Below are 26759 nucleotides of genomic sequence, written 5' to 3'. Positions count from 1 at the left end.
AAAGGGACCGGGGCAGCCGACTGGCCACCCCGGATGGGCATCATCAGAACTTGACCTGCAAGTTCGCGCCGACGGTCCGGCGCCCTTCGCGGGTCAGCCAGTTCACCTCGCCGCCAGCATCGGCAAAAGGCAGCCCGATGACCGACGCGTGGAAGCGCTTGTCGAGCAGGTTGCGTGCGAACACACCGATGCGCCAGTTGCCGTCGGGGTGGCCCAGACCGGCGTTCAGGCCGATCGTGGCATAGCCCGGCTGGAACGACAGTGCGTTGGCCACGTCGTATTGCACGCGGCTGCGGTAATAGACGTTGCCCGACCAGTCGAAGGCAAGGCTGTCGTTGATCGGCAGACGGATGTCGGCCCCGAACGTGGCGCTGTACTTGGGCGCACCCGACAGCGGCTCGCCCGCTGCCTGCACCAGACTGGTGCCGTTCTGGGTGTAGCAGGTGTAACCGGCCTTCACCACGGCTGGGCATGCGGTCACATAATCGGTGAACTTGGTGTCCGAATAGGTGAAGCTGCCGTTGAGCGAGAATTCGCGGCTTACGCGCCATGCGGCATCGAACTCGAAGCCCTTGGCCTCAAACCCACCGGCGTTTTCGGTCAGGAATTCGATCCCGTTGAACACCGAGGTTTGCAGGTTGGTGTACTTGTCGAAGAACACGTTGGCGTTGAAGGTGACGGCGCGGTTGAACAACTGGCTCTTGATGCCGATCGTCACGTCGCGCACGGTCTGCGGATCGACCGAGGTCTTGGTACCGGTGAGGCCCGAGAACGTGACCGTGGGCCCAAGGTAACCGCGCGCGATGGTGCCGAACAGCATCACGTCGTTGTCGACCTTGTATTCCAGACCCGCACGGCCCGACCAACCGGTCTTGCTGGTCTTGCCCGACACCAGTGCCGAAGGGCTGTAGGGCACGACAAAGCCCGCAGGCGTGGTCGCGAAATCGAGCGAGCCGGGCGCGTAGGCCGGATCGATGATCGAGAAGAAGCGCGAGTGCACTTTGTCACGCTGAACGCGGAAACCGCCCAGGATGGCGAACTGCTGGGTGACATGGAACTTGCCGTCGATGAACCCGGCGACCGAGTCCGACTTGGTTTGGGTGTTGCCCTGCCCGCCGCTGATGTTGACGACCGGCGTGACCGACAGCGTCGGCCCCAATGCGATCGGCGTGAACGGATAGGCCGGACGCAGTTGCGCACGGTTGAAATCGTTATCGTCCCCGACCTTGCGCGACGAGGCATAGACACCGCCGGTAAACTCGAACGCCGACCCCTTTGGCGAGGACAGCCGCAGTTCCTGCGACGCGAAGCTCTGGTCGGTGCCGGTCGGCTGTGCGGTAAAGATCGGTGCGCTCGAACCGTCGATCGAGAACGACTGCGGACCTTCATCAAGGCGCCGCCAAGCGCTGACCGAGGTCAGGTTGTAACCGCCGCCCAGTTCAAGGTTGATTTCAAGGCTGGCGCCATAGTTCTGTTCCGAACTGTAACCGGCGTATTCCTCGACCGATTTGTCGTTCTTGAACCCCGGCGTCACGCCCAGTGCCGCGAGGTTGGCAAATCGCAGTCCCATCAAGGGGTTGAAGGCTGTGTCATATGGCAGCGACGCCAGCGTCCACAATTGGCCCGGCCCGGTGCGAGTGATCTTCGAATAATCGCCGATCAGGTAGAAGCTGAGGCCATCCGTCGGCTCCCACAACAACTTTGCGCGCCCGCCATAGCTTTCCTCGCCGCCCCACTTTTCGTTGCGGACGACGTTCTGGATGAAGCCATCGTTGCGGCGGTAGAAGCCATAGACGCCAAGCGCGGCGTTGCTGCTGAGCGGCAGGTTGATCTGAGCGTTGGTGTTGACTTCGTTGAGTTCGCCGTACGAAGCGAAAGCCTTGCCCGAGATCTTGTCGAACTTGGGCTTGGCAGTGGTGATGTTGATCACGCCCGATGAGGCGTTCTTGCCGAACTGCGTGCCCTGCGGTCCCTTCAGAACCTCCACCCGCTCAAGATCGCCCAGGCTGTTCACCGGGTTGCCGAACGGGATGACGACGTTGTCGACCACGGTGCCGACGTTCTGTTCGGACGATGACGAAAATCCGCCAGCCGTGCCAACGCCGCGCAGGCGGAAGCCGGAATCGTTGGGCGAGGTGCCGAACTGCACGCCCGAGAACTGGAACTGGATGTCAGTCAGCTTCTGAAAGCCGCTTTCGGTCAACTGCGCGCCCGAGACCGCGGAAACGGCCAGCGGAACGTCCTGCAAGCGTTCGGCACGGCGGCTGGCCGTGACCACGATTTCGCCGGGCGCGATGGTCGGCGCTTCTGCGGCGCCTTCGGCCGGTGCTTCGGCCGCAAACGCGGGCGCGGCAATGGCGAACAGACTGATCCCGGCCAGAAGGCCGAGTCGGTTGTGAAACTGCATGTATCTTCTCCCCAGAGATTGATCTTAGTTTTCGTCGTGTACCGGGTTGGTCAGCGATCCGATCAGCCCGATCGAAACGGTCACCGTGTCACCCTGCTTCATGTAAAGTGGCGGCTTGCGCTTGTCGCCGACCCCGCCGGGTGTGCCGGTGACGATCACGTCGCCCGCCGCCAACGGCGTGAAAGTCGAGCAGTATTCGATCAGGAACGGGATATCCCAGATCAGATCGCTGATCGGCTGATCCTGCACCACGGTGCCGTTCAGGGTCGTCGTCACGCGCAAGGCGGTGATGTCGGCAACTTCATCGGGCGTGACCAGTTCGGGACCGAAGGCGCCCGTGGCCGGAAAGTTCTTGCCCGGCGTGAACTGGATGTTGTGGCGCTGCCAATCGCGCGCCGACGCATCGTTGAAGATAGAATAGCCCGCGATATGAGCCCAGGCATCGGCCCGGGCGATGCGGCGCCCGCCCTTGCCGATGATCACGGCCAGTTCGCCTTCGTAATCGAAGCGCTCGCTTTCGCGGGGGCGCAGCAGTGGTTCGCCAGCGGCGACCAGCGTGTCGGCCCAGCGGGTGAACACCGCCGGATGCTCCTTTTGCTCGCGCCCGGTTTCGGCAACGTGCGTGGCATAGTTCAGCCCGATGCACAGGATCTTGCCCGCATCCGGAACCACCGGCAGCAAGGCCACGTCACCGCGCGCAAACGTCGCCGTGGTGGTCAATGCCGACAGGTCATCGCCAAGCACGCCGCTCAGCAGTGCATCGCCGCCCGGAGCGCCCAGATCATGGACAGCATCGCCCTCAAGACGACCGAAGCTGGCAGTGCCATCGGGGCGGCGGAAGCTGATGTAACGGCTCATTCTCTGTTCTCCCCAGCGTCTTGCGGATGCCATGTCAGCACGACCGCAAAACCGCCTTATTCAATGCCCAAGCGGCTGCGGTTCCCAATCACGACGAAAACGGAAACGCTCTTCGGCCACGCGCAATCCGGCGAAGTCCTTGTCGGACACGCCCCACTGGTCGATGCGTTTGTCGGGCCAGGTCCAATCGTCCGGCGCGCCCGCAACATAATCGGCGGGCACCTTTTCGACAGGCGTCGAATACTCGATTACCGGGCCAAACGGCGCGATGTAGTAAGCGTAGACATTGTCGCCGGGACCATGCCGACCGGGGCCCCAAGCTGGCGCAAAGCCGTGATCACGCATATTGCCGATGCCGCGCATCACCGCATCAAGATCATCCATTTCGAACGCGATATGGTTCAAACTGGCGAAACCGGCGCGGGCAAAGGCGGTGGAATGGTGCGCGTCATTGCAACGCACGAACACCATGCCGCGCGTGCGGTCGGAAACCCGAAAGCCCAGTACGTCCTCGATCAGGTGGCCGGAAGCTTCGGCGTCGATGGCGTTGAACACCACGTGCGTCAGCTTGACCGGCATGACCTTGCGGCTGGCCTTGGGATGCCCGGCAATCGGCGCGACTTCGGTCGCCCCCACCAGAAAGCGCAGCAATTCACCTTCGGGCAGTTCGACGATGACCCCCTGCCCCTCGCCCGGATCGGCGGAAACGGTAGGCGTGGCAGGCCAGCCAAGCGCGGTCACCCGCGCGGCGATCCCGGCAAGCTCATCTGCGCTGCACACAAAGGTGGTGGTGCGCACGAACTCGCTGTCCGACTGCTCGAACGCGACCAGATAGGGATAACCGCCCGAACCGCGCAGATAGTGCGTCGTTCCGCGCACTTCGCCGCGCGCAAGGCCCCACACATCGACCATGAAGTCAGCCGCGGCCGCCGGATCGGGCAGGGCCAGTTCGATACTGCGCAGTTTCACTGGGTGTCCTCCTGCCGCAAGCCTGCCGCAACCAGCCCGGCGAACGCGCACAATTCGTCGATATCACCAGTATCGCCGCTGATGCCGACCGCGCCGATCAAGTTGCCCGCCTCGTGGCGCACCACGACACCGCCGGGCGAGAACGCGATCGCGCCGTTCACCGCAACCGCCACGCTCTGGAAGAACGCCGGATTGGCTTGCGCACGCTGCGCCAGCACGCGGGTGTCATCCCCCATGCCGAGCGCGCCCGCAGCCTTGGCCCGGGCAATATCGAAGCGATAGATCGTTGCCCCGTCTTCGCGCGCGAAGGCCAGTGGATGCCCCCCGGCGTCGAGCACGATCACCGCCAGCGGCTTGGCGTTGCGGGCGCGTGCATCGTTCAGCGCGCCTGCAACAATCGCCTGCGCGGCGGCAAGATCAAGGGCACTCATGCGGCAGTCTCCAGCGCGACACCCAACAGGAACGCACGTGCTTCAAGCAGTTCGGCGGCCTTGCCGGTGCCGAACACGTAATGGTCGGGGCGGACCAGCACCGCTTCGGCCGAACGGGCCGCAAGCCAATCGCTGACCGCGCCATTGTCGGGCAGGTCGGCGGCAACGATGCGGCTGACCCCGCTCGCGGAACCCTCGACCGAAGCCGAGCGCACGAACAGCCGCCAGCCATCGCCGACAAGGTCATCCAGCTTGCGACCATCGGCCAGCAAAGGCTGGATGAACCGCTCGCCCGCGCTGGCCGCGCCGCTGGCGATGAAGCCTGCGCCGATGGCCGGGATCAGGTCCGCTGCGGTTTCGCCCTGTTTCTGCGCGGCCTGGGCACGGATCGCCATATCGCGCGCTGCGGCCTTGGCCGGGTCGAGTTCGCAGATATAGCGCCCAGCAGCCACCGCCGCGCCGATCACGCCGCGCACATGCGGATCGCGCTCGGGCTGGTAGGTGCCAAGGATGCCAACATCGGCCCCGTCCTTGACGATGGCCGCCATCTTCCACGCCAGATTGGCCACGTCGCGCAACCCGTGGCACATGCCCTGCCCGAAAAACGGGGGGGTCTGGTGCGCCGCATCCCCGGCAAGGAACACATTGCCCACCTGCCACTTCTCGGCCACCAGCCCGTGGAAGCGGTAAGTCGCCGCGCGCACGATTTTGTGCGGCACGTCCTTCATCCACGCACCGACCAAGGCGGCGACATTGTCGGGCTGCATCATCACGGCATCATCCTCGCCGGGCAGCAGCATGAATTCCCAGCGACGGTGGTTGCCCCGCCCGGGAACGACGGTCGCGGGCCGCACAGGGTCGCACATCATCACCGAAAGTCGCTGCAAATCGGCCCCCGCCGGAACGCCGGTCAAAGCAGGAAAGCTGACCGGGCCTTCGACTTCGGCATCGACAACCAGCCATGGCTCTTCGAACTGCAGGTCATCGAGGCTGACGCCCAGCGCCTTGCGCACCGGACTGCGTGATCCGTCGCAGGCGATGACCCAGCGCGCGGTAACGGAGTGGCTGGCACCTTTGTGATCATAGGCAACCTGCACCCGGTCCCCGTCCTGCACCAACGACGTGAATGCGGCACCAAGCTTCAGATCGATGGCGCCATGGTCGGCAAAGGCCGCGCGCAAGTGCGCTTCGAGTTCGGGCTGATAGAAGAAGTAATCGTTTGACCAGCCGAATGGTTTGGGTTTGCCGACCGTGCCCATATAGCGGATCACGCCATGATCGGCACCGATGTGCAGGTGCCCGTCGGTGGCCACCATGTCGGCCTCCACCCGTTCGATCACACCAGCCGACTGGAAAAGCCGCATCATCTCGTGATCGAGATGCACCGCGCGCGGAAGCGGATAGTGCTCGCGCTCCTTTTCCAGCACCACCACCGAAAGTCCGGCGCATCCGAGTAGATTGGCAGCGAGCGCCCCTACCGGCCCGCAACCGATGATCACGACGTCGATCATGCCGCCAGCACCTCGGCCAAAGCCTTGTACACGACGCCATCCTTCATGATCATCGCCAGCCGGGTCTTGTCCTGCAGGATGGCGACATCGACGGTCGGATCGCCATCGACCAACAGCAAGTCGGCCAGATAGCCTTCGCGCACCTGCCCCACCGGCAAGCCCATCAGTTCACCGCCCAGCGCAGTCGCCGCCTGCAGCGCCTCTGCCGGAGTATACCCGAAGCGATCGACGAATATCTCCAGATCGCGGGCGTTGCGACCGTTGGGGTTGAAGGGAAAGCCGTAGTCGCCGCCGATCAGGATGCGCACACCGCGAGCCTTCAATGCAGGCACGATCTTCGCTTCACGCTCAAGCCGGTCGGCCGCGCTCGCCTTCATGTGGCTCATGTCGATGTGCGGCGGCGGACTGGCCTCAAGCGCGGCGACCGAGACACCGGGGCCGGGCGCATAGAATGTCGTGTCACGCGCGGCGACCATGCGATCGAGCGTGGCTTCGTCTGCGTACGACGCGTGATAGATGATCCGCGCTCCGGCATCGAGCGCCAGTCCCACCGCTTCGGGCGAATAAGCGTGCGTGGCGATGGCCAACCCAGCTTCGCGCGCGGCAACCGCAACCGCCTCGATCTCCTCACGGGTATAATGGACATCGCCCGACGATCCGGGTTTGAGCGCATCCTCGCCCGAGATGACCAGTTTGATCGAACGGATTCCGGACGCCTTGCAGTAGGCGACAAAGCCACGGATGGCGTCCGGCCCGCGACCATTGAACACGTCGCCGGTCTCGACGCCCTCTGCGCCCTCAGGGCTGCGTTCCAGCGTAGAAGGGACCAGACGCGGCCCCGGCGTGTCTCCTCGGTCAATCGCGGCGGCCAGTTCGACCTCGATCCCGTCGCCAAGCGCACCGGCGGACCATGCGCTGGTGAAGCCGTGGTCAAGCAGCACGCGCGCATTGCGCCAGGCTGCGACCTTCAACTCGTCATGCGGCAGGATGAACTGGTGATAGATCTTCTCGACCGACGACCCCCATGTGAGGTGGGCGTGCGATTCGACCAAGCCGGGCATCAGGGTACGCCCGGCGCCTGCGATCTCGACATCAGCAGACACATCGGCCAGCGCCGCATCACCCAGTTCGACGCTGGCGATCGTGTTGCCATCGATCAGCACGGCGCCCTTGCGCAGCGCAGCGCCCGTTCCATCAAAAATGAAAACATCGCGGATTACTGTCCGCATGATCCTTCTCCCCGGCAGACACCGCTGCGCTTGCCAGCGGGATACCGCTGAACAGGCCGCTCACAAAATAATGAATTATGCAACTACCATAGCCCAGAGCTATGGATCAGCCGAGCGCCGCCAGGAGCACTTGCGCAAGTGGCGAGAGCGCTGCATCCCGCAAGTGCCGGACGCCAAGGCTGCGGGCAAATTGCGCTTCCTCGATTTCGATCGCGCGCAGGATACCGGCGGCGACCTCTGCGGCAACAACCTCGCGCGGCAGTACCGTGATGCGCCCGGTCATGCCGACCACCGCCTTGGTCACGAGCAACGAATCGCAGCGGATGGCGTCGCGCGGCACCGCCACCGAGGCTGCGACGAACAGCGCGTCGACCTGACGGCGGAACGCACCTTGCGCTTCGGGCAAGACCCACTGGCCAGCGGGCAGAGCGCGCAGCGAAACGCGATCGGGCAAGTGGTCGTTCTGCTTGCCGACGATCAGCGCGAAGGGGTCGCGGGCAAAGGTCCGCTCGGCAATGTCGGGCGGAGGGGTTTCGATCTCGGTGGTGACGAAGGCCAGTTCGATCGAACCACGGCGAAGCATCTCGATAAGGTCGCGATCGGGTCGCTCCACAACGTTGAGTGCAAACGGGCCGCTGTCGCGTTCGATCCGTTCGACCGCGCGCGGCAGCAGCGTCACCAGCGCACCGGGGGTTCCACCGACGTTGAGCGGCCCGGCAATACCGTCGCGCGAATGGTCGATCTCGCGCGCAGCCTGCGCCAGCAGCACATCAAGCGCTTCGGCCCGGCGCTGCAGCAACCTGCCCTCGGCGGTCAACTGGATACCGGCCCGGCCGCGCTCGAACAGTTGCACACCCAGTCGCTGCTCCAGCGTGGCGATGGTGTTCGAGACCGATGGTTGCGAGATATTGAGCGCGCGCGCCGCTGCGCTGATCGACCCTGCAGCGCATACCGCGCCAAACGTGCGCAACGCGCGAGGATCAATCGGAAGGCCTGTCACCGCAGCGACCAGCCGAAAAAAGGCGCGGCAACAGCCATGAACGGGACCGGATCGACCATGCCCCGGCGATACGCCGCGCGGGCCGTCCGCTCAAGCGATGAACGAACGGCCCGGCAATGTGCGATGTTACTTGGCCGCCTGTTGCAGGTAGGCAATCAGGTTGGTGCGGTCATCCTGGCTCGGCAGACCGGCAAACGGCATGCGCGTGCCCGGAATGGCCTTCATCGGCGCGGTCAGGAACGTGTCGAGCGCCTGCGGCGTCCAGGTGCCGCCCTTGGCCTTGACCGCGGGCGAATACGCGAAGTTCGCGACCGAGCCGACCTTGCGACCGACAATGCCCTTGAGCGACGGGCCAAGCAGCGTCTTGCCGGTGTTCAAGTCGTGGCAGGCGGCGCAACGAGCGAACACGGTCTTGCCCTTGACCGGATCACCAGCCGGGGCGGCCGTGGCCGAGGTCGCCGCAACACCGGCAAGAGTGGCGGCAAAAGCTACAAATCCAATGGCAAAACCGGCAAACTTCATCACGTAACTCCCCGTATTTCACTCCGAATAGCGGCATTTGGCTGTCGCTTCGCTTAATGACCAGACCCTTTTTGGGGTATCACCAGTGCGTTTTTCGTGTCCTGTGGTGCATCAGGCGGCAACAGGCGCGGTGGTCAGGCCAAGTCCGGGGATGCCGACCGAACGGCGCCCACCGTAATCGGTCCGCACCACGATCAGCCCGCTGCGCTCAAGATGGTCGAGCAGGCGGCGAATGCGGCCCGGCGAGCGCGTGCCGTAGACTTCGGCAAGCCGATCATCGTCGGGGCACGGCGCGCCCTCCATCGCGGCCACTGCCAGCATCAGAAAAGGGGCGAGCAAGTCGTCAGGGACATCGCGCGCCAAGGCCAGCACTTCGCGCCAGCGCGGCGCCTTGTCGTCGGGAACACCCGCCACCGCCATGGCGAAACGACGGCGGAACCCGGCAAGGTCGATACCCGTATTGGCAAGCCGCGCCATTCGGCAGCGCACGGTGAAATCCTGATAGAGCTGCGCGGCTGGCTGAAACGTACAGTCGGGCTCCTGCGCCATTTCGGCAAGGATCGCGACCACGTTGGCGGCGGTCTCCTCCTGCTCGAACAGACTGGGCTCCACAGGCTTTTCGACCTGCTCTGCGACCGGCACCGTGCTTTCGATCTGCTCGAGCAGTTCGCCCGCATCGATCGGCTCCGCCGCGCTCTCGTCGACACGCGGCTGCGCGTCGAAGGTCAGCGATTCGGCAAGCAGCAGCGATTCCATCGCCTGCCCGGCTGCGGTCGGCATCGGCATCAGCCCCTGCACGACATTGCGCGCACGGGTGTGGACATCGGCAATGCGCACCCCCACCGGACGGCGCGCAATGGCCGGGCCCAGTCCAAGGAAGTGACCGCGCTCAAGATCACGGATCTGCTCGGCCTGCTTGCGTTCCATGCCCAGCAGATCCGCCGCGCGGGCCATGTCGATATCAAGGAACGTGCGCCCCATCAGGAAATTGCTGGCCTCAGCCGCGACATTCTTGGCCAGCTTGGCAAGGCGTTGCGTGGCGATCACCCCGGCCAACCCACGTTTGCGGCCACGGCACATCAGGTTGGTCATCGCCGCCAGCGACAACCGGCGCACTTCATCGGTCACGTCGCCCGCAGCCGCCGGCGCGAACATCTGCGCTTCATCGACCACCACCAGCACCGGGTACCATTCATCGCGCGGGGCGTCGAACAAGGTGTTGAGGAACACGGCGGCGCAGCGCATCTGCGCTTCCAGTTCAAGCCCGTCGAGCGCCAGCACCACCGAGGCGCGATGCGTGCGGATGCGCGCGGCAAGCCTGGCGATTTCGGCCTGATCGTAAGCGGCTCCATCGACCACGACATGCCCGAACGGCTCGGCCAGCGTCACAAAGTCGCCTTCGGGATCGATCACGACCTGTTGGACGACAGGCGCGCTTTCTTCGAGCAATCGACGCAGAAGGTGCGACTTGCCGGACCCGGAATTGCCCTGCACCAGCAGGCGGGTCGCCAGCAGTTCCTCAATGTCAATCCGCACGGGGGCGCCGTTGCGGTCGGCCCCGATGACGATGGATGCGCTCACGCCGCTGCCTCTGACGCGGGGCAGCCGATTCGACCAGCCCTGTCGCGCATTTCTCCCCGGCCTTTCGAAGGTGCCGCGTACAGGATCTGGTCCTGCGCGTGATGCAACTTTTGCAGCGACTTTTGCAGCGACTGTTGCGGCATGCTTTCCACCACCAAAAACGCAAGCGACCGGGCGGTTTCCCACCCGGTCACTCACACGACCCGTTCGGGCTTTTTGGTGTTCAGGCCATGAAATCAGTGCCGGATCAGGTAGTCAAATGCCGATAGCGCCGCTTTCGAGCCTTCTCCCATTGCAATGATGATTTGCTTGTAAGGCACCGTCGTGGCGTCGCCCGCAGCAAAGACCCCCGGCAGGCTGGTCTCACCGCGTGCGTCGACCTCGATCTCACCGCGATTGGACAGGCCGATGGAGCCCTTGAGCCATTCCGTATTGGGAACCAGCCCGATCTGCACGAAGATGCCTTCGAGTGCGACGGTGTGCACTTCCTCGGTGTTGCGGTCGCGGTAGACCAGCCCGGTGACCTTCTCGCCATCGCCCGTCACTTCGGTGCTGAGCGCCGAGGTGATGATGGTGACGTTGGGCAACGAGCGCAGCTTGGTCTGCAGCACCGCGTCGGCGCGCAACTGGCTGTCGAATTCGACCAGCGTGACGTGGGACACGATACCGGCAAGGTCGATTGCCGCCTCGACACCCGAATTGCCGCCGCCGATCACCGCAACCCGCTTGCCCTTGTAGAGCGGGCCATCACAGTGCGGGCAATAAGCCACGCCCTTGTTGCGATACTGATCTTCGCCCGGCACACCCATCTGGCGCCAGCGAGCGCCGGTGGACAGGATCACGGTCCTGGCTTTGACCGAGGCGCCGCTTTCCAGTTCCACGGTGGCCAGACCGTCGCCGTTGGCAGCCTTGAGCCCGACCGCCGTCTGCAGGTTCATCACGTCGACGGAGTAGTCCTTGACGTGCTGTTCCAGTTGCGCGGCCAGCTTCGGCCCTTCGGTGTGCGAAACCGAGATGAAGTTCTCGATCCCCATCGTGTCGAGCACTTGCCCGCCGAAGCGCTCGGCCACCACGCCGGTGCGGATACCCTTGCGCGCGGCGTAGATCGCGGCGGCTGCGCCAGCGGGGCCACCACCGACGACCAGCACATCGAACGGCTCCTTGGCGGCGATCTTTTCGGCCGCACGGGCAACCGCGCCGGTGTCCAGCTTGGCGACGATCTGCGCCAAGTCCATGCGCCCTTGCCCGAACTGCTCTCCATTCAGGAAGATGGTTGGCACGGCCATGATCTTGCGCCGTTCGACTTCGTCCTGAAACAGCGCCCCGTCGATGGCGACATGGGTGATGTTGGGGTTGAGCGCCGCCATGATGTTGAGCGCCTGCACCACGTCAGGGCAGTTCTGGCAGGTCAGCGAGAAGAACGTCTCGAAGTGCAGCGGACCTTCAAGGCCGCGCACCTGATCGAGCAGCTCGGCATCTTCCTTGGGCGGGTGACCGCCGACGTGCAGCAGCGCGAGGATCAGCGAAGTGAATTCATGGCCCAGCGGCAACCCGGCAAACACCGCCTGCGCGCGGCCTTCATCGGCGCGGATGGCAAAGCTGGGCCGCCGTGCATCCTCGCCATCGAAGCGGGCGGTGATCTTGTCAGACAGCACGGCGATTTCTTCGACAAGGCTGCGCATGTCGGCCGACTTCGGGCTGTCGTTGAGCGAGGCGACCAGTTCGACCGGCCGGCGCAGGTTGCCGAGGTAAGCCTTCAGCTGGCTGGTGGTGGCGGTATCGAGAACGGGCATGATCGGGCCTCTTCAAGGCATGAGGGGACGCGTGCGGCCGAAGGTATATCTTCCGGCGCAGGATTGAACAGTTGACGATAGGTGCGGGAAAGCGGGGTTAGGGAAAATGGCCGGGCGGCCCGGGGATCAAGGGGGGATTCAGGCCGCCCGGCGTGCGGCAGGATCACTCCCGCCGCATGGTCAAAAGGTATTCTGGCTTGCCCATCCGGCCAGAAAGCATGGCCGGACGCGCAAGCGGGTATTCAGTACAAATCAGATCTTGCCGACGAGGTCGATCGACGGCGCCAAAGTGGCTTCGCCTTCTTCCCACTTGGCCGGGCAAACCTGACCGGGGTGTTCGCGCCAGTACTTGGCAGCCTTGATCTTGCGGACCAGTTCCTCGGCGTTGCGGCCCACGCCTTCGGGCGTGATTTCGACGAGCTGGATGGTACCATCAGGATCGACCACGAAGGTGCCACGGTCAGCCAGGCCGACGCCTTCGCGCAGGATGCCGAAGTTGTTCGAGATCGTGTGGTTCTGGTCGCCCAGCATGTAATAGTTGATCTTGCCGATCGCCGGCGAGCTGTCGTGCCACGCCTTGTGGCTGAAGTGCGTGTCGGTCGAGACCGAGTAGACTTCAACGCCGAGGCCCTGCAGCTCCTCGTACTTGTCGGCAAGGTCTTCCAGTTCGGTCGGGCACACGAACGTGAAGTCGGCGGGGTAGAAGAAGAACACGCCCCACTTGCCCGCGACGTCCGCTTCGCTGACATCGACGAACTTGCCCTGATAATAGGCAGTGGCGTTGAACGGCTTGATGGCTGTTCCGACGATCGACATGATTTCAGGTATCCTTGCGGTTGTTGAACGGATGCATAGAAAATCGGGCCAGGAGCGTTCCTGACGCAGCGGAGGTAGGCGCTGTCAGTTGGGATTTCCAACGATCAATTCCGGCGTCAATGATTGATAAACTCGATAAGTGGCCACATCGACCGTGGCTCAGGCCGATTGTGGGCAATTACCGGCATTCGTATTCGTAATCTCGAAATGGTCGGGAACTACGGCATTTCAAGGGCATTTTGCAGGCATTGCGCAGTGCAGCGAATAACGATTGCAATATGTGCAACCCGATGCCCGAATGTTGCACTTGAAACCTGCTTCATGGTGAACCATCTGCGCGACACAAACGAAACGAATTCGTTCCATTATCAGGAAATCCCATGTCCGACGCCCCGCAATCGCCCGCCCTCGAGTCGAATCCGATTGAGCAGCCTGCTTCGGGAACGAAGCGTCAAGTCGTCCGCGCTGCGGTGATCGTGGCTTTGATCGCGGGCGCTGCCTATGGCGCCTACGCTTGGTATGGCTACGAAACCCACGGGAAATACGTGCAGTCGACCGAAGACGCCTATGTCAAGGCCGACGCCATCGCCGTATCGTCCAAGCTGGGTGGCTATGTCCGCTCGATCAGCGTGGTGGACAACCAGGACGTGCAGGTTGGCACCCCGTTGGTGCAGATCGATCCGACCGACTACAGCACCCGGCTGGCTCAGGCTACCGCGCAGGTCGATGTCGCCCGCGCCGGGCAAGCGGTTGCGCAAGCCAGCATCGGCGAAACCGAGGCCGCCGTCGGTCAGGCCGCAGCGGCATTGGCATCGGCCCAGCGCGAACTTGCCTACCTCAACGGTGAAGTCGCGCGCTATCGCCCGCTGGTAGCGAGCGGCGCCGAACCGAAGCAGACGCTCGACCAGTTGACCAGCAACCGCGACAAGGCCGCCGAGCAGGTTCGCGCACAAAGCGCAGCGCTTGCCGCCGCACGCAGCAAAGTCACCGCGACCAAAGCGCAAGTCGGTCAATCGACGGCACAGATCGAAGCCGCTGCCGCCCAAGCCAATGCCGCGCGCAATGATCTGAACACCACCCGCCTGATCGCGCCGATCGCCGGCAAGGTCGGGTCGTCGGCAGTGCGTCTGGGTCAATTCGTCCAGCCCGGCCAGCGCCTGCTGACAATCGTGCCGACCCAGTCGATCTATATCGAAGCCAACTTCAAGGAAACCCAGATCGGCCTGATGCGCCCGGGTCAACCGGTGACGATCGAGGTCGATGCCCTGCCGGGCGTGGATTTCCATGGCAAGGTCGACAGCATCACACCGGGCACCGGCGCCAACTTCTCGCTGATCCCGCCGCAAAACGCCACCGGCAACTTCACCAAGATCGTGCAGCGCGTGCCTGTGCGGATCAAGCTTGACGCCGGGCCGGAATCGCGACGCGTGCTGGTACCGGGCTTGTCGGTTCATGTGAATGTCGACACCTCGTCGGCCAGCGGCGCGATCAAGGCCATCCGCAACGAACAGGAAAAAGCAGGCGCCGCACGATGAGCGCGGCCACGCTCTCCGGCTCGGCAGAACCGCCTGTCCCGGCAACCGGCCCGGCTGCGCCACGTGCCTCGGGCAATGCCGACCTGTCGGCCTGGCTGGCTGTGATCGCCGGAGCCATCGGCGCGTTGATGGCAACGCTCGACATCTCGATCGTCAACTCGGCGCTCCCGACCATTCAGGGCGAGATCGGCGCGTCCTCTTCAGAAGGCACGTGGATCGCCACAAGCTATCTTGTCGCCGAGATCATCGTCATCCCGCTGACGTCGTGGCTTGAACGGGTGTTTGGCCTGCGCCGGTTCCTGCTGATTGCAGCAGCCCTGTTCACCGGCTTCTCGATCATCTGCGGCCTGTCGAACTCGCTGCCGATGATGATCGCCGGTCGCGTCGGCCAAGGCTTCACCGGCGGGGCGATGATCCCGACCGGCATGACCATCATCGCCACGCGCCTGCCGCGTCACCAGCAACCGATGGGCACCGCGCTGTTCGGCTCGACGCTGATCCTTGGGCCAGTGCTGGGGCCTTTGGCTGGCGGCTGGCTGACCGAAAACTTCAGCTGGCACTACGCGTTCTTCATCAATATCCCGATCTGCGCGATCCTCGTCACGTTCCTGCTCGTGGGCCTGAAGTCCACCGCCATGCATCTTGACGAGCTGATCCACGCCGACTGGCTGGGCATCCTTGGCCTTGCGCTGGGGCTTGGCGGGCTGACGATCGTGCTGGAAGAGGGCAACCGCGAACAGTGGTTTGAATCGAGCCTGATCTGGCAACTGTCGATCGTTACCGCGCTTGGCTTTGCGCTGATCACCGCCGGGCAGTTCCTCGCCAGACAACCGGTGGTCAAACTGGCACTGCTCCGCAATCGTGCCTTCGCGGCGGTGTTCGTGCTCGGCTTGCTGGTGGGCGCGGTGCTTTATGGCACGTCTTACGTCATCCCGCAGTTCCTTGCAGGGATCGCCGGTTACAACGCACTCCAATCCGGCCAGATCGTTTTCCTGTCGGGCATCCCGGCGATGATGATGATGCCGCTGTTCCCGCTGCTGGTCACCCGCTTCGACTTGCGCGCGGTGGTCGCGACCGGGATGCTCGTGATGGCGACATCGTGCTGGCTCGACACCGGACTGACCGCCAACTCGGACGGTTCCGACTTCGTGGTGTCGCAGTTGCTGCGTGGCCTTGGTCAGGCGCTTTCGATGCTGTTCCTCAACCAGGCGGCGATCGCCAGCGTTGCAGCCGAAGATGCCGGGCAAGCGTCCGGGCTGTTCAACGCCGCCCGCAACCTCGGTGGCTCGATCTCGCTGGCACTGCTGGCCACGCTGCAAGAACGGCGGCTCGATTTCCACCGCTGGACGCTCCACGAAGGCTTGCCGGCCAACGATCCGGCCATCCAGAACTGGGTCTCAAGCCAGACCCAGACGTATGGCGGCGGGCCCGAAGGTCTGGGTGCCGCGCTCCATTCGATCGACATGTCGGTGACGCGCGACGCACTGGTGCTGGCCTTCAGCGATGAATTCAATGCCCTGTTCGTGGCGATCCTGCTGGTCGTCCCGCTTGTCCTGCTCCTCCGCCCGCTGCCCAAGGGCCACCACCAGATGGCGATGCACTGATGACCGATACCAACCTTCCCCGCCCCCGTCGTGCCGCACTCGTGGCCGCGCTGTTGCCCGCGCTGATGCTGGGCGGCTGCATGACCGTCGGTCCGGATTATCGCGGTGCTCCGGTCAGCGCCCCTGCGGCAGCCGCGCGCGGCGGGTTCCTGCGCGCCGATGCGCAGACCACGTCACCTGTGGCACCCGCGCCGCGCTGGTGGGAAAGCCTTGCCGATCCAGTGCTTTCCGGGTTGATCGACGATGCGCTCGCCTCATCGCCGGACATCGCCATCGCCAGCGCCCGCATCACCCAGGCACGCGCCGGACTGGCCGCGCAAAAGACCGCGCTGGTGCCCACGTTCAACGTCTCGGGCGTGGCGCCGTATATCAACTTGCCCGCCAACCTGCTGGGCGGCAGCGACGGTGGCCGCACCGAAACCAACATCTACAGTCCTGCGCTTGACGCTTCGTGGGAAGCCGACCTGTTTGGCGGAACCCGTCGAAAGGTCGAGGCAGCATCGGCTCGTGCCGAAGCGGCGGACGCCGGGCTTGCCGACGCCCGCGTGGCCCTGTCGGCGGAGATCGCACGGACGTATGCCGCCTTGCGCGCCCGGCAAAGCTCGTCAGCCCTGCTCGACCGGCAAGCTGCCATCGATACGCAGCTAGCGACGCTGGCCGAACAGCGTTTCAATGCAGGCACCGCGCCCGAACAGCCACTCGATCAGGTCCGTGCGCAACAAGCCCAGACCGCAGCCGATCAGGCCAAGGCAAAGGCTGAAGCACAGGTACTTACCGACCAGTTGGCGGTCCTGACCGGCAAGGAGCCCGGCGCGCTCGACAGCCTTTTGGCCAGCCCTGCCCCGGTGCCGCTGCCGCCTGCGCAAGTAGCTATCGGCGATCCGGCCTCGGTGCTGCGCCAGCGTCCGGACATCCGCCGCGCCGAACGCAGCCTTGCTGCCGCCAATGCCGATATCGGGGCAAAGATGGCCGACCGTTTTCCCAAGCTGACCTTCACCGGTTTCCTTGGCATCGGCGGATCGTCGCTCGGTGACATATTCGACCCCGCAAGCATCATCGGCCTGGCCCTGCCCCAGCTCAAATGGAACCTGTTCGATGCAGGACGTTCGGCCGCGCAAGTGCGCAACGCCCGCGGCGCTTATGCCGAAGCCGAAGCGCAATACCGCAAGGTGGTGCTGGGCGCACTGCAGGACGCCGAAGGCTCGCTTTCCCGCTTTGGCGGAATGCGCATTGCTTATGCCCGCGCGCTTGACAGTCAGAATGCCGCTGCGCGAAGCGCAACCTTGCAACAGGCGCGCGCGCAGGGCGGCACAATCGGCCGTTCCGACTCACTGGCCGCCGAGCGCCAGCAGATTCAGGCCAGCCTTGCCGTGGTTTCTGCGCAGACCGATTTCACCAATGCCTTTATCGCCGTCGAGAAGGCACTTGGATTGGGGTGGGAAACCCCCGCCGCTCCGGAGGGGCAACTGCGGAAATGAACCGAATTCGTCCAATTTATACCGACTTGACCAAATCGGTTTTTGAGTCGAACATCCGTTTCATAAAGCCACAAAGGCAAGGAATTGGGACGGATGGACTGGATCTCTTCTTTCGGAAGGCGATTCGTGCAGGCTTACACGGAAGGCCTGACGATGAGCTGCCCCACGTATCGCTGCTCGCACGACATGCCAGCGGCTATCGATCAGCGACAGGATAATGTCCGCGCCGTGCGGACCGGACCGCAACCCCTCAAGCATTGACCCTTCCCCAAACGTTGAAGATTGCCCAAGCGTTGATGATCCTTCCGGTTCTGAGACTCGCTTGGGTAATGAAACTTCTGGCGAGATCAGCGCGGCGACCGTTAGCGCGGATGGAACTGGGGCTTGTGACGATCGACGTTGTGACACTGAGCCTTGCGAGGCTCGTGCAGACGCGCCTCAAGCCATAGCTAACAATCCGGTTATCAAGCGCGGCAGGCCTTCGCTGGCAGACGCTGAGCAGCTATCTGGACGCATTCTGGACGCAAGTTGGGATGTGCTGCTGGCCACCGGCTTTGAAAGCTTCACCTTTGATCGCGTAGCGCGCCATGCCCGGATCGGCAAAGCCACGATCTATTCGCGCTTTGCCAACAAGCACGATCTGATGACCGCGCTGCTGAAACGACGCGTTTCCGAGCAAAACGGATTCATCGAAGCGCAGGCGCTTGATCTTCCGCCAGTTGAGGCTTTTGCCCGTCGTGCGACCGAAGTGCTCAAGACTATCGGCACCCCCGACGGTCTGCTGCTCGATCGGTTGATCGACTGGCTTGATCAGGAGCGCCTGGACGGGACAACAGGGTCGCCCGGTCAGGGCTTGGATTTCCGCTCGCAAGTCTATCGCTTCTTTCTCGAATCAATCAAGAAATCGCTGCGCGAAAGCGCCGAGCGCAATGCGCTGCGCATCGTGGATGTCGATACGGCAGCGCAGTTCTGGCTAGAGGGCATCCTTGGCCACGTGCGATTGACCGGCGCCGGTCTACAGACCGACAGCGACGCGATCAGCAACTGGGCAAAGGCTTATACCGCCTTCTTTTTCTCGGCGATCGAGTACATGGCGGAAAAGGGCAGACCGGCTGGCGCTGCTGGCTGACAACTGCCCTTTCGCCTTGGCTTCGAATGCCCGCCCCGGTTGGGGCAGTTTCAGGGCTTGCGCCGTGCCGTCAGCGCAAAGGCGATGCGCACATCGTCCTTCAATTCGTCGGTCGCCGCCCATTCGGCCGTGCCCACACCGAATGCTGTACGACGCAACGATGCCGAACCCTTGGCCCGCGCGGTATCGCCCGCAATATCAAGCGTGAAATCCAGCGTCACCGGCTGCTTGCGTCCGTTGAGCGACAGGGTACCTGGCGCCCGATACCGCCCTTTGCCAGCCTCGCGGATCGAACTTGAAACGAACGTCGCGACCGGATGCGCACCAACAGCAAAGAAGCTGTCGCTGCGCAGCATGTCGTCTCGCTGGGAATCTCCGCTGCCGACCGACGCAAGATCGACCGTGACCTTGATCGACGAGCCGGCCAGATCGTCGGGAGAAAACCGGATTGCGGCGTCCCACTTGGCGAAGCTGCCTTCGATCGGACTGCCCGTGTAGACGATGGCAAAGCCCAGTCGACCACCCTTTGCAACCGCCCAGTCGGCGACTTTGGTCGCATCTGCGCCCGCAGAAGCATCAGCCGACGGGGCGCTGCTGGCAACGGCATCATCCGCCGCAACGGTCGTCGCTTCGGGAACCTCGTCGGAAGGTGCGGCAGATGGCGTAGCGCTCGGCGAAGCGGATGCTGCACCGAACGTGATCAGTTTGGCAGCCGACATCGCCAGCAACACACCGCCCAGTGCCACGACGACTGCAACGCTCAACGCGCGATGGCTGCGCAACGGGATCATCCGTCCGATCGTGTCGTCGCGCAGCAGATGGTGACGAAGCGCGCCTGCCACATGGAGCACGAACAGCCCCACCAGCAACCAGCCGAGCAGGCCATGGATCGTTTCGGCCGGCTCATGCCAAGCCGCAGGAACCGGCAAATCGGGCCAGGGCACCGTGCCGAACAGCATCGTGTGCAAGCGAATCTTGGCCGTCGAAACCAGCGCCCAGCCGGTCAGCGGCCCGCCCAACATCACCGCGTAAAGACCCAAATGTACCGCCGAGACCAGCGCCTTCAATGGCGGCGGGGCGGGCAAGGGCACGGGTTGGCGCACGAACAGACGGATCGCGACGCGGATCAGCGTCAACAGCAGAATCGTGATCCCCACCGACTTGTGCAACTGGAACGCGGCGAACTGTCCAGCCCCCTTGGGCAGATCTTCCAGCCGCCAGCCAAGTGAAAGCTGGAACGCAAGCAAGGCCGCGATCGACCAGTGCAGCACGATCGCCGCAGGCGAATAGCGATTGTTCAGACCGGCACGATTCATCACCAAACTCGCTCCCGGAGCCGCAGACATTCGGCTCTGCAGACATCATGATAACGCATGGCCCGGCCTCGGTCACGGGGGGGAATTCCACCGTTTGTAAGATCGTTGCTACCCACGACCAACGGCTGGCACCATTCGTCGAGCGACGCTTCACGCCGAGGCACTTGGCGCTATCGTGACGCTTGCGATTCCGCAGGAGACACCGAGCATGGCCCCTAACAGCCCCTGGCAGCACAACCGCAGTGCAAGCGTTGCCGACGACGTCGATTTTGCCATCCGTGGCCACGAACTGCAATTCGTCGAGATCGAACTCGATCCCGGCGAAAGCGCGGTTGGCGAAGCAGGCGCGTTCGTGTGGAAGGATGCCGCCATCGACATGACCACGGTGTTCGGCGATGGCTCGGACAGCGGCGACACCGGCTTCATGGGCAAGCTGTTGGGCGCTGGCAAGCGGCTCATCACCGGCGCCAGCCTGTTCACCACGGTGTTCACCCATCGCGGCCAGGGCAAGGCGCGCGTGGCTTTTGCCGCACCGATTCCCGGCGCCATCCTGCCGATCCGGCTGGCCGAAATCGGTGGAACGCTGATCTGCCAAAAGGACAGTTTCCTGTGCGCCGCACGCGGTGTTTCGATCGGCATCGCCTTTCAGCGGCGGATCATGACCGGCCTGTTCGGCGGCGAGGGTTTCGTGATGCAGCGGCTCGACGGCGATGGCTGGGTATTCGTCCAGATGGGCGGCACGCTGGTGGAGCGCGAACTGGCGCCGGGCGAGCAGTTACACGTCGATACCGGCTGCCTTGCCGCCTACACCCCGTCCGTGGAGTTCGACCTTGTGACGGCAGGCGGCGTCAAGAGCGTGCTGTTCGGCGGCGAAGGATTGTTTTTTGCGCGCCTGACCGGCCCGGGCAAAGTGTGGATTCAGTCGTTGCCCTTCGCCCGTCTGGCCGCCCGGATCGCCGCAGCCGCCCTGCCCGCAGGCGGACAGAACCGCGGTGAAGGCTCGGTACTGGGCCCGCTAGGGCAGTTCATCGACGGCAACTGATTGGCTCTGCCCCACGCGAAAAAGGGGCCGGAGGATCGCTCCTCCGGCCCCTTTTGCGTGTCGTTTCGCGCGTTCGACGCTCAGAACGTCAACTTGACAGTGCCGCCGAACGTGCGCGGATCCCCCAGGTTGCCGACCAGCAGTCCGACACTGTTCGGCGCGACCTGCAGCTGTTCCAGATAGCCCTTGTCGAAGGCGTTGCGGACCCAGCCGAACACGTCGATGCCGACCCCGGCCGCATTGCGATCCGAACGCCAGCCAAGGCGGAAGTTGGCGATGGTGTAGCCCGGCAACGTGGTGGCAGCAGAAGGCGTGGCGTTGGACGAATAGGACGAACGGTAGTTGCCATCCGCCCCCAGATAGACCTGACCATCGCGGCCAGCGATCGCCACCGGCAGGTTCGCCTCACCCCCGAACGACAACGCATAGGCCGAGATGCCGGGCAAACGCTGACCCGAAATGTCGCAACTGATCGGGCTGACCCCGGCCTTCAACGTCGTTGGGATGGAACAGTCGGTGCCCGAGAAGGTCGACCCACCCGAGAGCTCGACCGGCGGCGGCGCGTCGGTGAAGCGGCGATAGGTCGCATCGGTATAGGCAAAGTTCGAATAGACGTTGAAGCGCGGGCTGGGCCGTGCCGAGAAGTCCACTTCTAGACCCTGCGAACGGACGCTGGGCACGTTCGCCACGAAGCCGCGCAAGGTGCTGAGCGAAGCGGCATTATTGGCACTGAAGATCGCCTGATAGTTGGCGATATCGGTGCGGAAAGCGGCCAGGTTCAGCGTCACCTTGCGGTCGAACAGTTGGGTCTTGATGCCCAGTTCGTAGTTCTGAACTGATTCCGGGGCCACCGTCTGATACTGCGTCTGCGGCAGGCCGGTGACAGCGTCGGCAGGAACACCGTTCAGGTTGATGCCACCGGTCTGGAACGTCTTGGAATACGTCGCATAAGCATGGATGTCGCTGGTGACATCGTAGCTGAGCGTCAGATCGTAGGACAGATTCCACTTGCTGAAGCTGGGGGAATAGCTTTCGGGCAACAGCACGCCGAGTTGGGCCTTTTGCGTGGCGTTGCCGGTCGACACCAGACCGGGATCAAGAACCACACCGGCCGCAGTGCGAACCACCGCGTCGTATGACCCGCTTTTCTTGTCGTAGTTGACGCGCACGCCCGGCTGGATCGTCAGGCGCGCCAGCGGACGCCAGCTTGCCTGACCATAGGCCGACCAGCTGGTGTTGGTCAGTCGGATGGTGTTGGTGGAATTGAGCCCGTCGAGCACGTTGTTGTTATAAGGGTTGCTGGCAGAGGCGTTGGGCGAGAGCAGCCACTTTGTCGCCGCCGCACCTTGCTCCTGATAGCCGTTGGTGTTGATCACCTGATAATAATAGAAAGTGCCGACCTGAAAATCGAGCGCCGCGCTGTGCTGGTTATAACGCAATTCCTGCGTGAACTGCTGCTGCTTCGACGGGTTCTGGCTCTTCGTGGTGATCGGCAGCGCAGTGAAATCGCGGTCGTTGGAAGGATCCCAGTCCCAGAAGCGCCATGCCGAGATCGACGTGAGCGTGCCCGCGCCCAGATCCAGCTTGGCCTTCAGCGAAACGCCGCCCAGCGACTGCTTGGCACGCAACTCAGCGTCCAGATCGGTCACGCGGTTGAACGGGTCTTGGCTGGCGGCATTGGCGGTGTAAGCCTGCCCGGTGGCGACCTTGTAGATCGCCGGATACTGGCGGTTGACCGCCTTTTGGGTAGGAACATAGCCTGCAAATACGGTGGCGCAGCACACCGAGTTCTGATGGCTGAAATCACCCGCAAGCGTCACGTCGAGGGTGTCGGTAGGCCGCCACAGCAATTGGCCGCGCAGTCCGAGGTTATCGAGATTATTGACCTTGGTACCGGTGGTGATGTTGGACACCGTGCCGTTGCGGCGGGTTTCGGAGATGGCAAAGCGCGCCGCCAGCTTATCGCCGAGCGGACCCGACACGGCAGCCTTGGCCTGAAGGTAGCCATAGTTGCCGGCGGTCACTTCGATCCGGCCCTCGGGGGTGAAGGTGGGCTGGCGCGACGAGATGTTGATCGCCCCGGCCGTTGTGTTCTTGCCATAAAGCGTGCCCTGCGGACCGCGCAGGACTTCGATCTGTCCGACATCGAGGAAATCGAACGTGGAAGAGGCAACGCGCGAGTAATAGACATCGTCGACATAGATGCCCACGCCCTGGTCGATGCCATCGTTGGTCAGGCCAAGCGGCGCACCGAACCCGCGAACGTTGACCGAGGTATTGCGCGGATTGGACGAATAGAACTGCAGAGTCGGCGTCAATTGCTGCAAGCGGCCGACGTTGAAGGCCCCGGCGTTGTCGATATGATCGCCTCCGACGACCGAAATGGCCAGCGGCACGGCCTGCGAACTTTCGTTGCGGTGGCGCGCGGTCACGACGATCGCGTCATTGTCGCTTTGTCCGGTTCCGACAGAGGTCGTCTGCTCGGGCGCAACGTCGGCGGCGGCATCGGCTGCATAAGCAGGTGACAGTGCCCCGAGGGCAAGCGGCGCAGCACCTGTGAGAAGCAGGAAGCGGGTGATCATAGGACATCCTTCAAGATCGCACGATACCGCACCGGCGGACCGGAAGTCGGGAGCGTGGGTTGTTGTCTGGGCAATATGGAAGTTGGTCGGTTCAGGCTTCTGGTTCAGGCTGGCGCGGCGATGGTCAGTTGGGACGCAGCCGCTTTTTCTCGGTCACGTCGATCTGCACGAAGCGGCCTTCGTGAATGGTCAGGGCGATGCTGCCATAACGGAGCCCTGTCAGCGCTTCGCGGACACTGGCGATGCTTTCCTCGATATGCGCGGCATCGCCACGAGCCGCGGCAGCGGGGGTTCCGGACGGAGGGGGAGCGGACTGGCTCATCTCGGGGCTTTCGATCGGATGGCGACGAACGGGCGTTCCACAGGCACACAACCTGACCAGCGGGTGGTGCGCAAAAAAGGCACACCTTTCTGTCCCGAAGCCTGCGCGGCATCGGCGAATGTTCGCATGGTTTGGACTCCCTGTTCGTCCGCGTGGACGTTGCGCTTCCATATACTCAACTATAACCGTAGACATAACAGGAAAAGTATCTACCCCTAAAGCAGGGCTTGAAAGCAGGGATGGCCGAGCGAGCAGGACTTCGAGCTTGACGGACACCCCCGCCCCGTCCGGTGAATATTTATGTTTTGAACCTAGGCGCTTGCCACAGGCCCCGCGTTGCATGCTATGCAACAGGTCTGCATTTTAATCGGAGCGTAACAAACCACCGCCATGGCACCGGCAACACAGTACTCGGCAAGGATCGCATCGATGGATCACAACGGCCCGGCTCCTGTGCCAGCCCTCAAGCACCGCGATAACGAATGCCCCGATATGAAAGCCGTGCTCGCCATTCCCGCTGCCCAACGCTTTTTCAACCGCGAGCAAAGCTGGCTGGCGTTCAACCGCCGTGTGCTCGCCGAAGCGCAGAACCCGGCCTACCCGTTGCTGGAACGGCTGCGGTTCCTGTCGATATCGGGCAGTAACCTCGATGAATTCATCACCGTGCGTGTTGCCGGTCTGGCCGGGCAAGTTCGCCGCCAGATCGACGAACGCTCGATCGACGGCCTGTCGCCGGCGCAGCAGTTGCAAGGCGTTCATGGCGCGATCAATGCGCTGGTCGGCGCACAGCATGACATCTTCGTCAACCTGGCGCGCAAGCTCGAAGGCGAAGGCATCAGCCTGATCGGCGATCGCAAGCTGACCAAGCCCGAGGCCGAATTCCTTGCCGACTACTTTGAACGGCATGTCCTGCCCGCGCTGACACCGCAGGCGATCGACCCGGCGCACCCCTTCCCCTTCATCGCCAATCAGGGCACCGGCATCCTGTTCACGCTGGTGCGTGTGGCCGACGGCGCCGACGTCAACGAAATGGTGCTCATCCCGCCCGCGATGCCCCGGTTCGTCCGGCTGCCCGGCGAACAGGCGACATGGATCGCGATCGAGGATCTGGTACGGCGCAAGGCCGCGCGGCTGTTCCCCGGCTTCCGTATCCGTGGGCACGGCACATTCCGTGTCCTGCGCGACAGCGACATGGAAATCGAAGAGGACGCCGAAGATCTCGTCCGCTACTTCCGCACCGCGATCCAGCGGCGACGGCGCGGCCGGGTGATCCTGCTCAATCTGCAGCAGGGCATCGATCCTGCGGCAGAGGACATGTTGCGCCAGCAATTGCGGCTCGACCATGCGCTGGTGATCAAGTCGCCCGGCCTGCTGTCGATGACCGGCCTTTCGGCGCTGGTCGATGAACCGCGTGCTGACCTGAAGTTCGAACCTTACAGCCCGCGCTACCCCGAACGCATCCTTGAGCATAACGGCGATTGCTTTGCCGCGATCCGCGAAAAGGATATCGTCATCCACCACCCGTTCGAAAGCTTCGACGTGGTGGTCGATTTCCTGCGACAGGCAGCGTCCGACCCTGACGTCGTGGCGATCAAGCAGACGCTCTATCGCGCGGGCAAGCAATCCGCCGTGATCTCGGCGCTCATCGCCGCCGCCGAAGCAGGCAAGTCGGTCACGGCTGTGGTCGAACTGAAAGCGCGCTTCGACGAGGAGCAGAACCTGCACTGGGCCAGCCAGTTGGAGCGTGCGGGCGTGCAGGTGATCTACGGCTTCGTCGACTGGAAAACGCACGCCAAAGTGTCGATGGTTGTGCGGCGCGAAGGCGATGGCTATCGCACCTACTGCCACTTCGGGACCGGCAATTACCACCCGATCACCGCGCGCATCTACACCGACCTGTCCTTCTTCACCGCCGATCCGCGCTTTGGTCGCGACGCCGGGCTGCTGTTCAATTTCATCACCGGCTATATCGAACCCAAGGGCACCGAAATGCTGGCGATCAGCCCGGGCGGTGTGCGGGCCAAGCTGTACGAATGCATCGACCGCGAGATCGCCTTTGCCAGGGCGGGCAAGCCAGCCACGATCTGGGCCAAGCTCAACGCGCTGACCGACAGCCAGTTGATCAACCGGCTCTATGCCGCCAGCCGGGCGGGTGTGGAAATCCGTCTGGTGGTGCGCGGCATCTGCTGTTTGCGCCCCGGCGTTCCGGGACTGTCCGAGACGATCACGGTCAAGTCGGTCATCGGCCGGTTTCTGGAACACAGCCGCATCTGGGCGTTCGGCAATGGCGGCGCGCTGCCCAACAAGCGGGCGCGGGTCTACATCTCGTCGGCTGACGGGATGACCCGCAACCTCGATCGACGCGTCGAAGTGCTTGTGCCGATCCGCAACAGCACGGTGCACGATCAGGTGCTCGATCAGGTGATGCTCGCCAACCTGCTCGATACCGAACAAAGCTGGCGACTTCTGGCGGACGGCACCTCGCACCGGGTCGACCCCGGCGACAAACCGTTCAACGTGCATCGCTATTTCATGACCAACCCTTCGCTGTCGGGGCGTGGTGCGGCGCTGACGAAGGGACGCAAAGTCCCCAAGCTTGCGCTGCGGCGGGGTGGCGCCTTGTCCGAGTGAGGT

General features: G+C 63.6%; 20 protein-coding genes. 6 read left to right on the top strand and 14 right to left on the bottom strand.

Annotation, left to right across the window (positions count from 1 at the left end):
- Positions 1-43 precede the first annotated feature (43 nt).
- The 11 genes from LDN95_RS06190 to ahpC form a co-directional block, all read right to left on the bottom strand.
- Positions 44-2407: a TonB-dependent receptor gene (locus LDN95_RS06190; protein WP_226016773.1), complete on the bottom strand. Its 2364-nt coding sequence runs from the start codon at positions 2405-2407 to the stop codon at positions 44-46.
- A gap of 24 nt (positions 2408-2431) precedes the next feature.
- Positions 2432-3265 carry a fumarylacetoacetate hydrolase family protein gene (locus LDN95_RS06185; RefSeq protein ID WP_226016772.1) on the bottom strand — a complete coding sequence of 278 codons (834 nt, stop codon included), beginning with the start codon at positions 3263-3265 and terminating at the stop codon, positions 2432-2434.
- Positions 3266-3325: 60 nt separating this feature from the next.
- Positions 3326-4234 (bottom strand): VOC family protein, encoded by a 909-nt coding sequence (locus LDN95_RS06180; protein WP_226016771.1) that lies wholly within the window; start codon positions 4232-4234, stop codon positions 3326-3328.
- On the bottom strand, positions 4231-4665 hold the full coding sequence (locus LDN95_RS06175; protein ID WP_226016770.1) for a heme-binding protein: 435 nt from the start codon (positions 4663-4665) through the stop codon (positions 4231-4233). The genes LDN95_RS06180 and LDN95_RS06175 overlap by 4 nt, the downstream gene beginning before the upstream one ends.
- Positions 4662-6176 carry a bifunctional 3-(3-hydroxy-phenyl)propionate/3-hydroxycinnamic acid hydroxylase gene (locus LDN95_RS06170; protein WP_226016769.1) on the bottom strand — a complete coding sequence of 505 codons (1515 nt, stop codon included), beginning with the start codon at positions 6174-6176 and terminating at the stop codon, positions 4662-4664. Before LDN95_RS06170 ends, LDN95_RS06175 begins: the two co-directional genes overlap by 4 nt.
- On the bottom strand, positions 6173-7405 hold the full coding sequence (locus tag LDN95_RS06165) for an amidohydrolase family protein (RefSeq protein WP_226016768.1): 1233 nt from the start codon (positions 7403-7405) through the stop codon (positions 6173-6175). Before LDN95_RS06165 ends, LDN95_RS06170 begins: the two co-directional genes overlap by 4 nt.
- Before the next feature lie 106 nt (positions 7406-7511).
- A complete protein-coding gene (locus tag LDN95_RS06160; protein WP_226016767.1) occupies positions 7512-8405 on the bottom strand; it encodes a LysR family transcriptional regulator in 894 nt (297 codons plus the stop codon).
- Positions 8406-8531: 126 nt separating this feature from the next.
- Positions 8532-8927 (bottom strand): cytochrome c family protein, encoded by a 396-nt coding sequence (locus tag LDN95_RS06155; protein ID WP_226016766.1) that lies wholly within the window; start codon positions 8925-8927, stop codon positions 8532-8534.
- A 111-nt stretch (positions 8928-9038) separates the two neighbouring features.
- A complete protein-coding gene (locus LDN95_RS06150) occupies positions 9039-10508 on the bottom strand; it encodes an ATP-binding protein (RefSeq protein WP_226016765.1) in 1470 nt (489 codons plus the stop codon).
- A gap of 236 nt (positions 10509-10744) precedes the next feature.
- On the bottom strand, positions 10745-12301 hold the full coding sequence (ahpF, locus tag LDN95_RS06145) for an alkyl hydroperoxide reductase subunit F (RefSeq protein WP_226016764.1): 1557 nt from the start codon (positions 12299-12301) through the stop codon (positions 10745-10747).
- Between the two features lie 252 nt (positions 12302-12553).
- A complete protein-coding gene (gene ahpC / locus LDN95_RS06140) occupies positions 12554-13117 on the bottom strand; it encodes an alkyl hydroperoxide reductase subunit C (protein ID WP_226016763.1) in 564 nt (187 codons plus the stop codon).
- Positions 13118-13587: 470 nt separating this feature from the next.
- Here ahpC and LDN95_RS06135 point away from each other — a divergent pair, with 470 nt between their 5' ends.
- From LDN95_RS06135 to LDN95_RS06120, 4 genes are all read left to right on the top strand, one after another.
- Entirely contained in the window at positions 13588-14652 is a 1065-nt protein-coding gene (locus tag LDN95_RS06135; protein WP_226016762.1) for an HlyD family secretion protein, read from the top strand.
- A complete protein-coding gene (locus LDN95_RS06130) occupies positions 14649-16256 on the top strand; it encodes an MDR family MFS transporter (RefSeq protein WP_226016761.1) in 1608 nt (535 codons plus the stop codon). Before LDN95_RS06135 ends, LDN95_RS06130 begins: the two co-directional genes overlap by 4 nt.
- Entirely contained in the window at positions 16256-17734 is a 1479-nt protein-coding gene (locus tag LDN95_RS06125; protein WP_226016760.1) for an efflux transporter outer membrane subunit, read from the top strand. The genes LDN95_RS06130 and LDN95_RS06125 overlap by 1 nt, the downstream gene beginning before the upstream one ends.
- A gap of 217 nt (positions 17735-17951) precedes the next feature.
- Entirely contained in the window at positions 17952-18863 is a 912-nt protein-coding gene (locus tag LDN95_RS06120) for a TetR/AcrR family transcriptional regulator (protein WP_226016759.1), read from the top strand.
- Positions 18864-18913: 50 nt separating this feature from the next.
- Here LDN95_RS06120 and LDN95_RS06115 read toward each other — a convergent pair whose 3' ends face one another.
- Positions 18914-20179, bottom strand: coding sequence for a YceI family protein (locus LDN95_RS06115; RefSeq protein ID WP_226016758.1), 1266 nt, complete (start codon positions 20177-20179; stop codon positions 18914-18916).
- 208 nt (positions 20180-20387) lie between these two features.
- On the opposite strand from LDN95_RS06115, the gene LDN95_RS06110 reads away from it, so the two are divergent.
- Positions 20388-21221: an AIM24 family protein gene (locus tag LDN95_RS06110; RefSeq protein ID WP_226016757.1), complete on the top strand. Its 834-nt coding sequence runs from the start codon at positions 20388-20390 to the stop codon at positions 21219-21221.
- 80 nt (positions 21222-21301) lie between these two features.
- Here the strand turns inward: LDN95_RS06110 and LDN95_RS06105 are convergent, their stop codons facing one another.
- Positions 21302-23803 (bottom strand): TonB-dependent receptor, encoded by a 2502-nt coding sequence (locus tag LDN95_RS06105; protein ID WP_226016756.1) that lies wholly within the window; start codon positions 23801-23803, stop codon positions 21302-21304.
- 124 nt (positions 23804-23927) lie between these two features.
- Positions 23928-24125, bottom strand: coding sequence for a YezD family protein (locus tag LDN95_RS06100; protein ID WP_226016755.1), 198 nt, complete (start codon positions 24123-24125; stop codon positions 23928-23930).
- 492 nt (positions 24126-24617) lie between these two features.
- Here LDN95_RS06100 and LDN95_RS06095 point away from each other — a divergent pair, with 492 nt between their 5' ends.
- Positions 24618-26756 (top strand): RNA degradosome polyphosphate kinase, encoded by a 2139-nt coding sequence (locus LDN95_RS06095; RefSeq protein WP_226016922.1) that lies wholly within the window; start codon positions 24618-24620, stop codon positions 26754-26756.
- Positions 26757-26759: the final 3 nt, after the last annotated feature.

Origin of the sequence: Novosphingobium sp. FKTRR1, from assembly GCF_020404405.1 — a bacterium.
Taxonomy (GTDB): Bacteria; Pseudomonadota; Alphaproteobacteria; order Sphingomonadales; family Sphingomonadaceae; genus Novosphingobium.
This window is presented reverse-complemented; position numbering and strand designations above follow the sequence as displayed.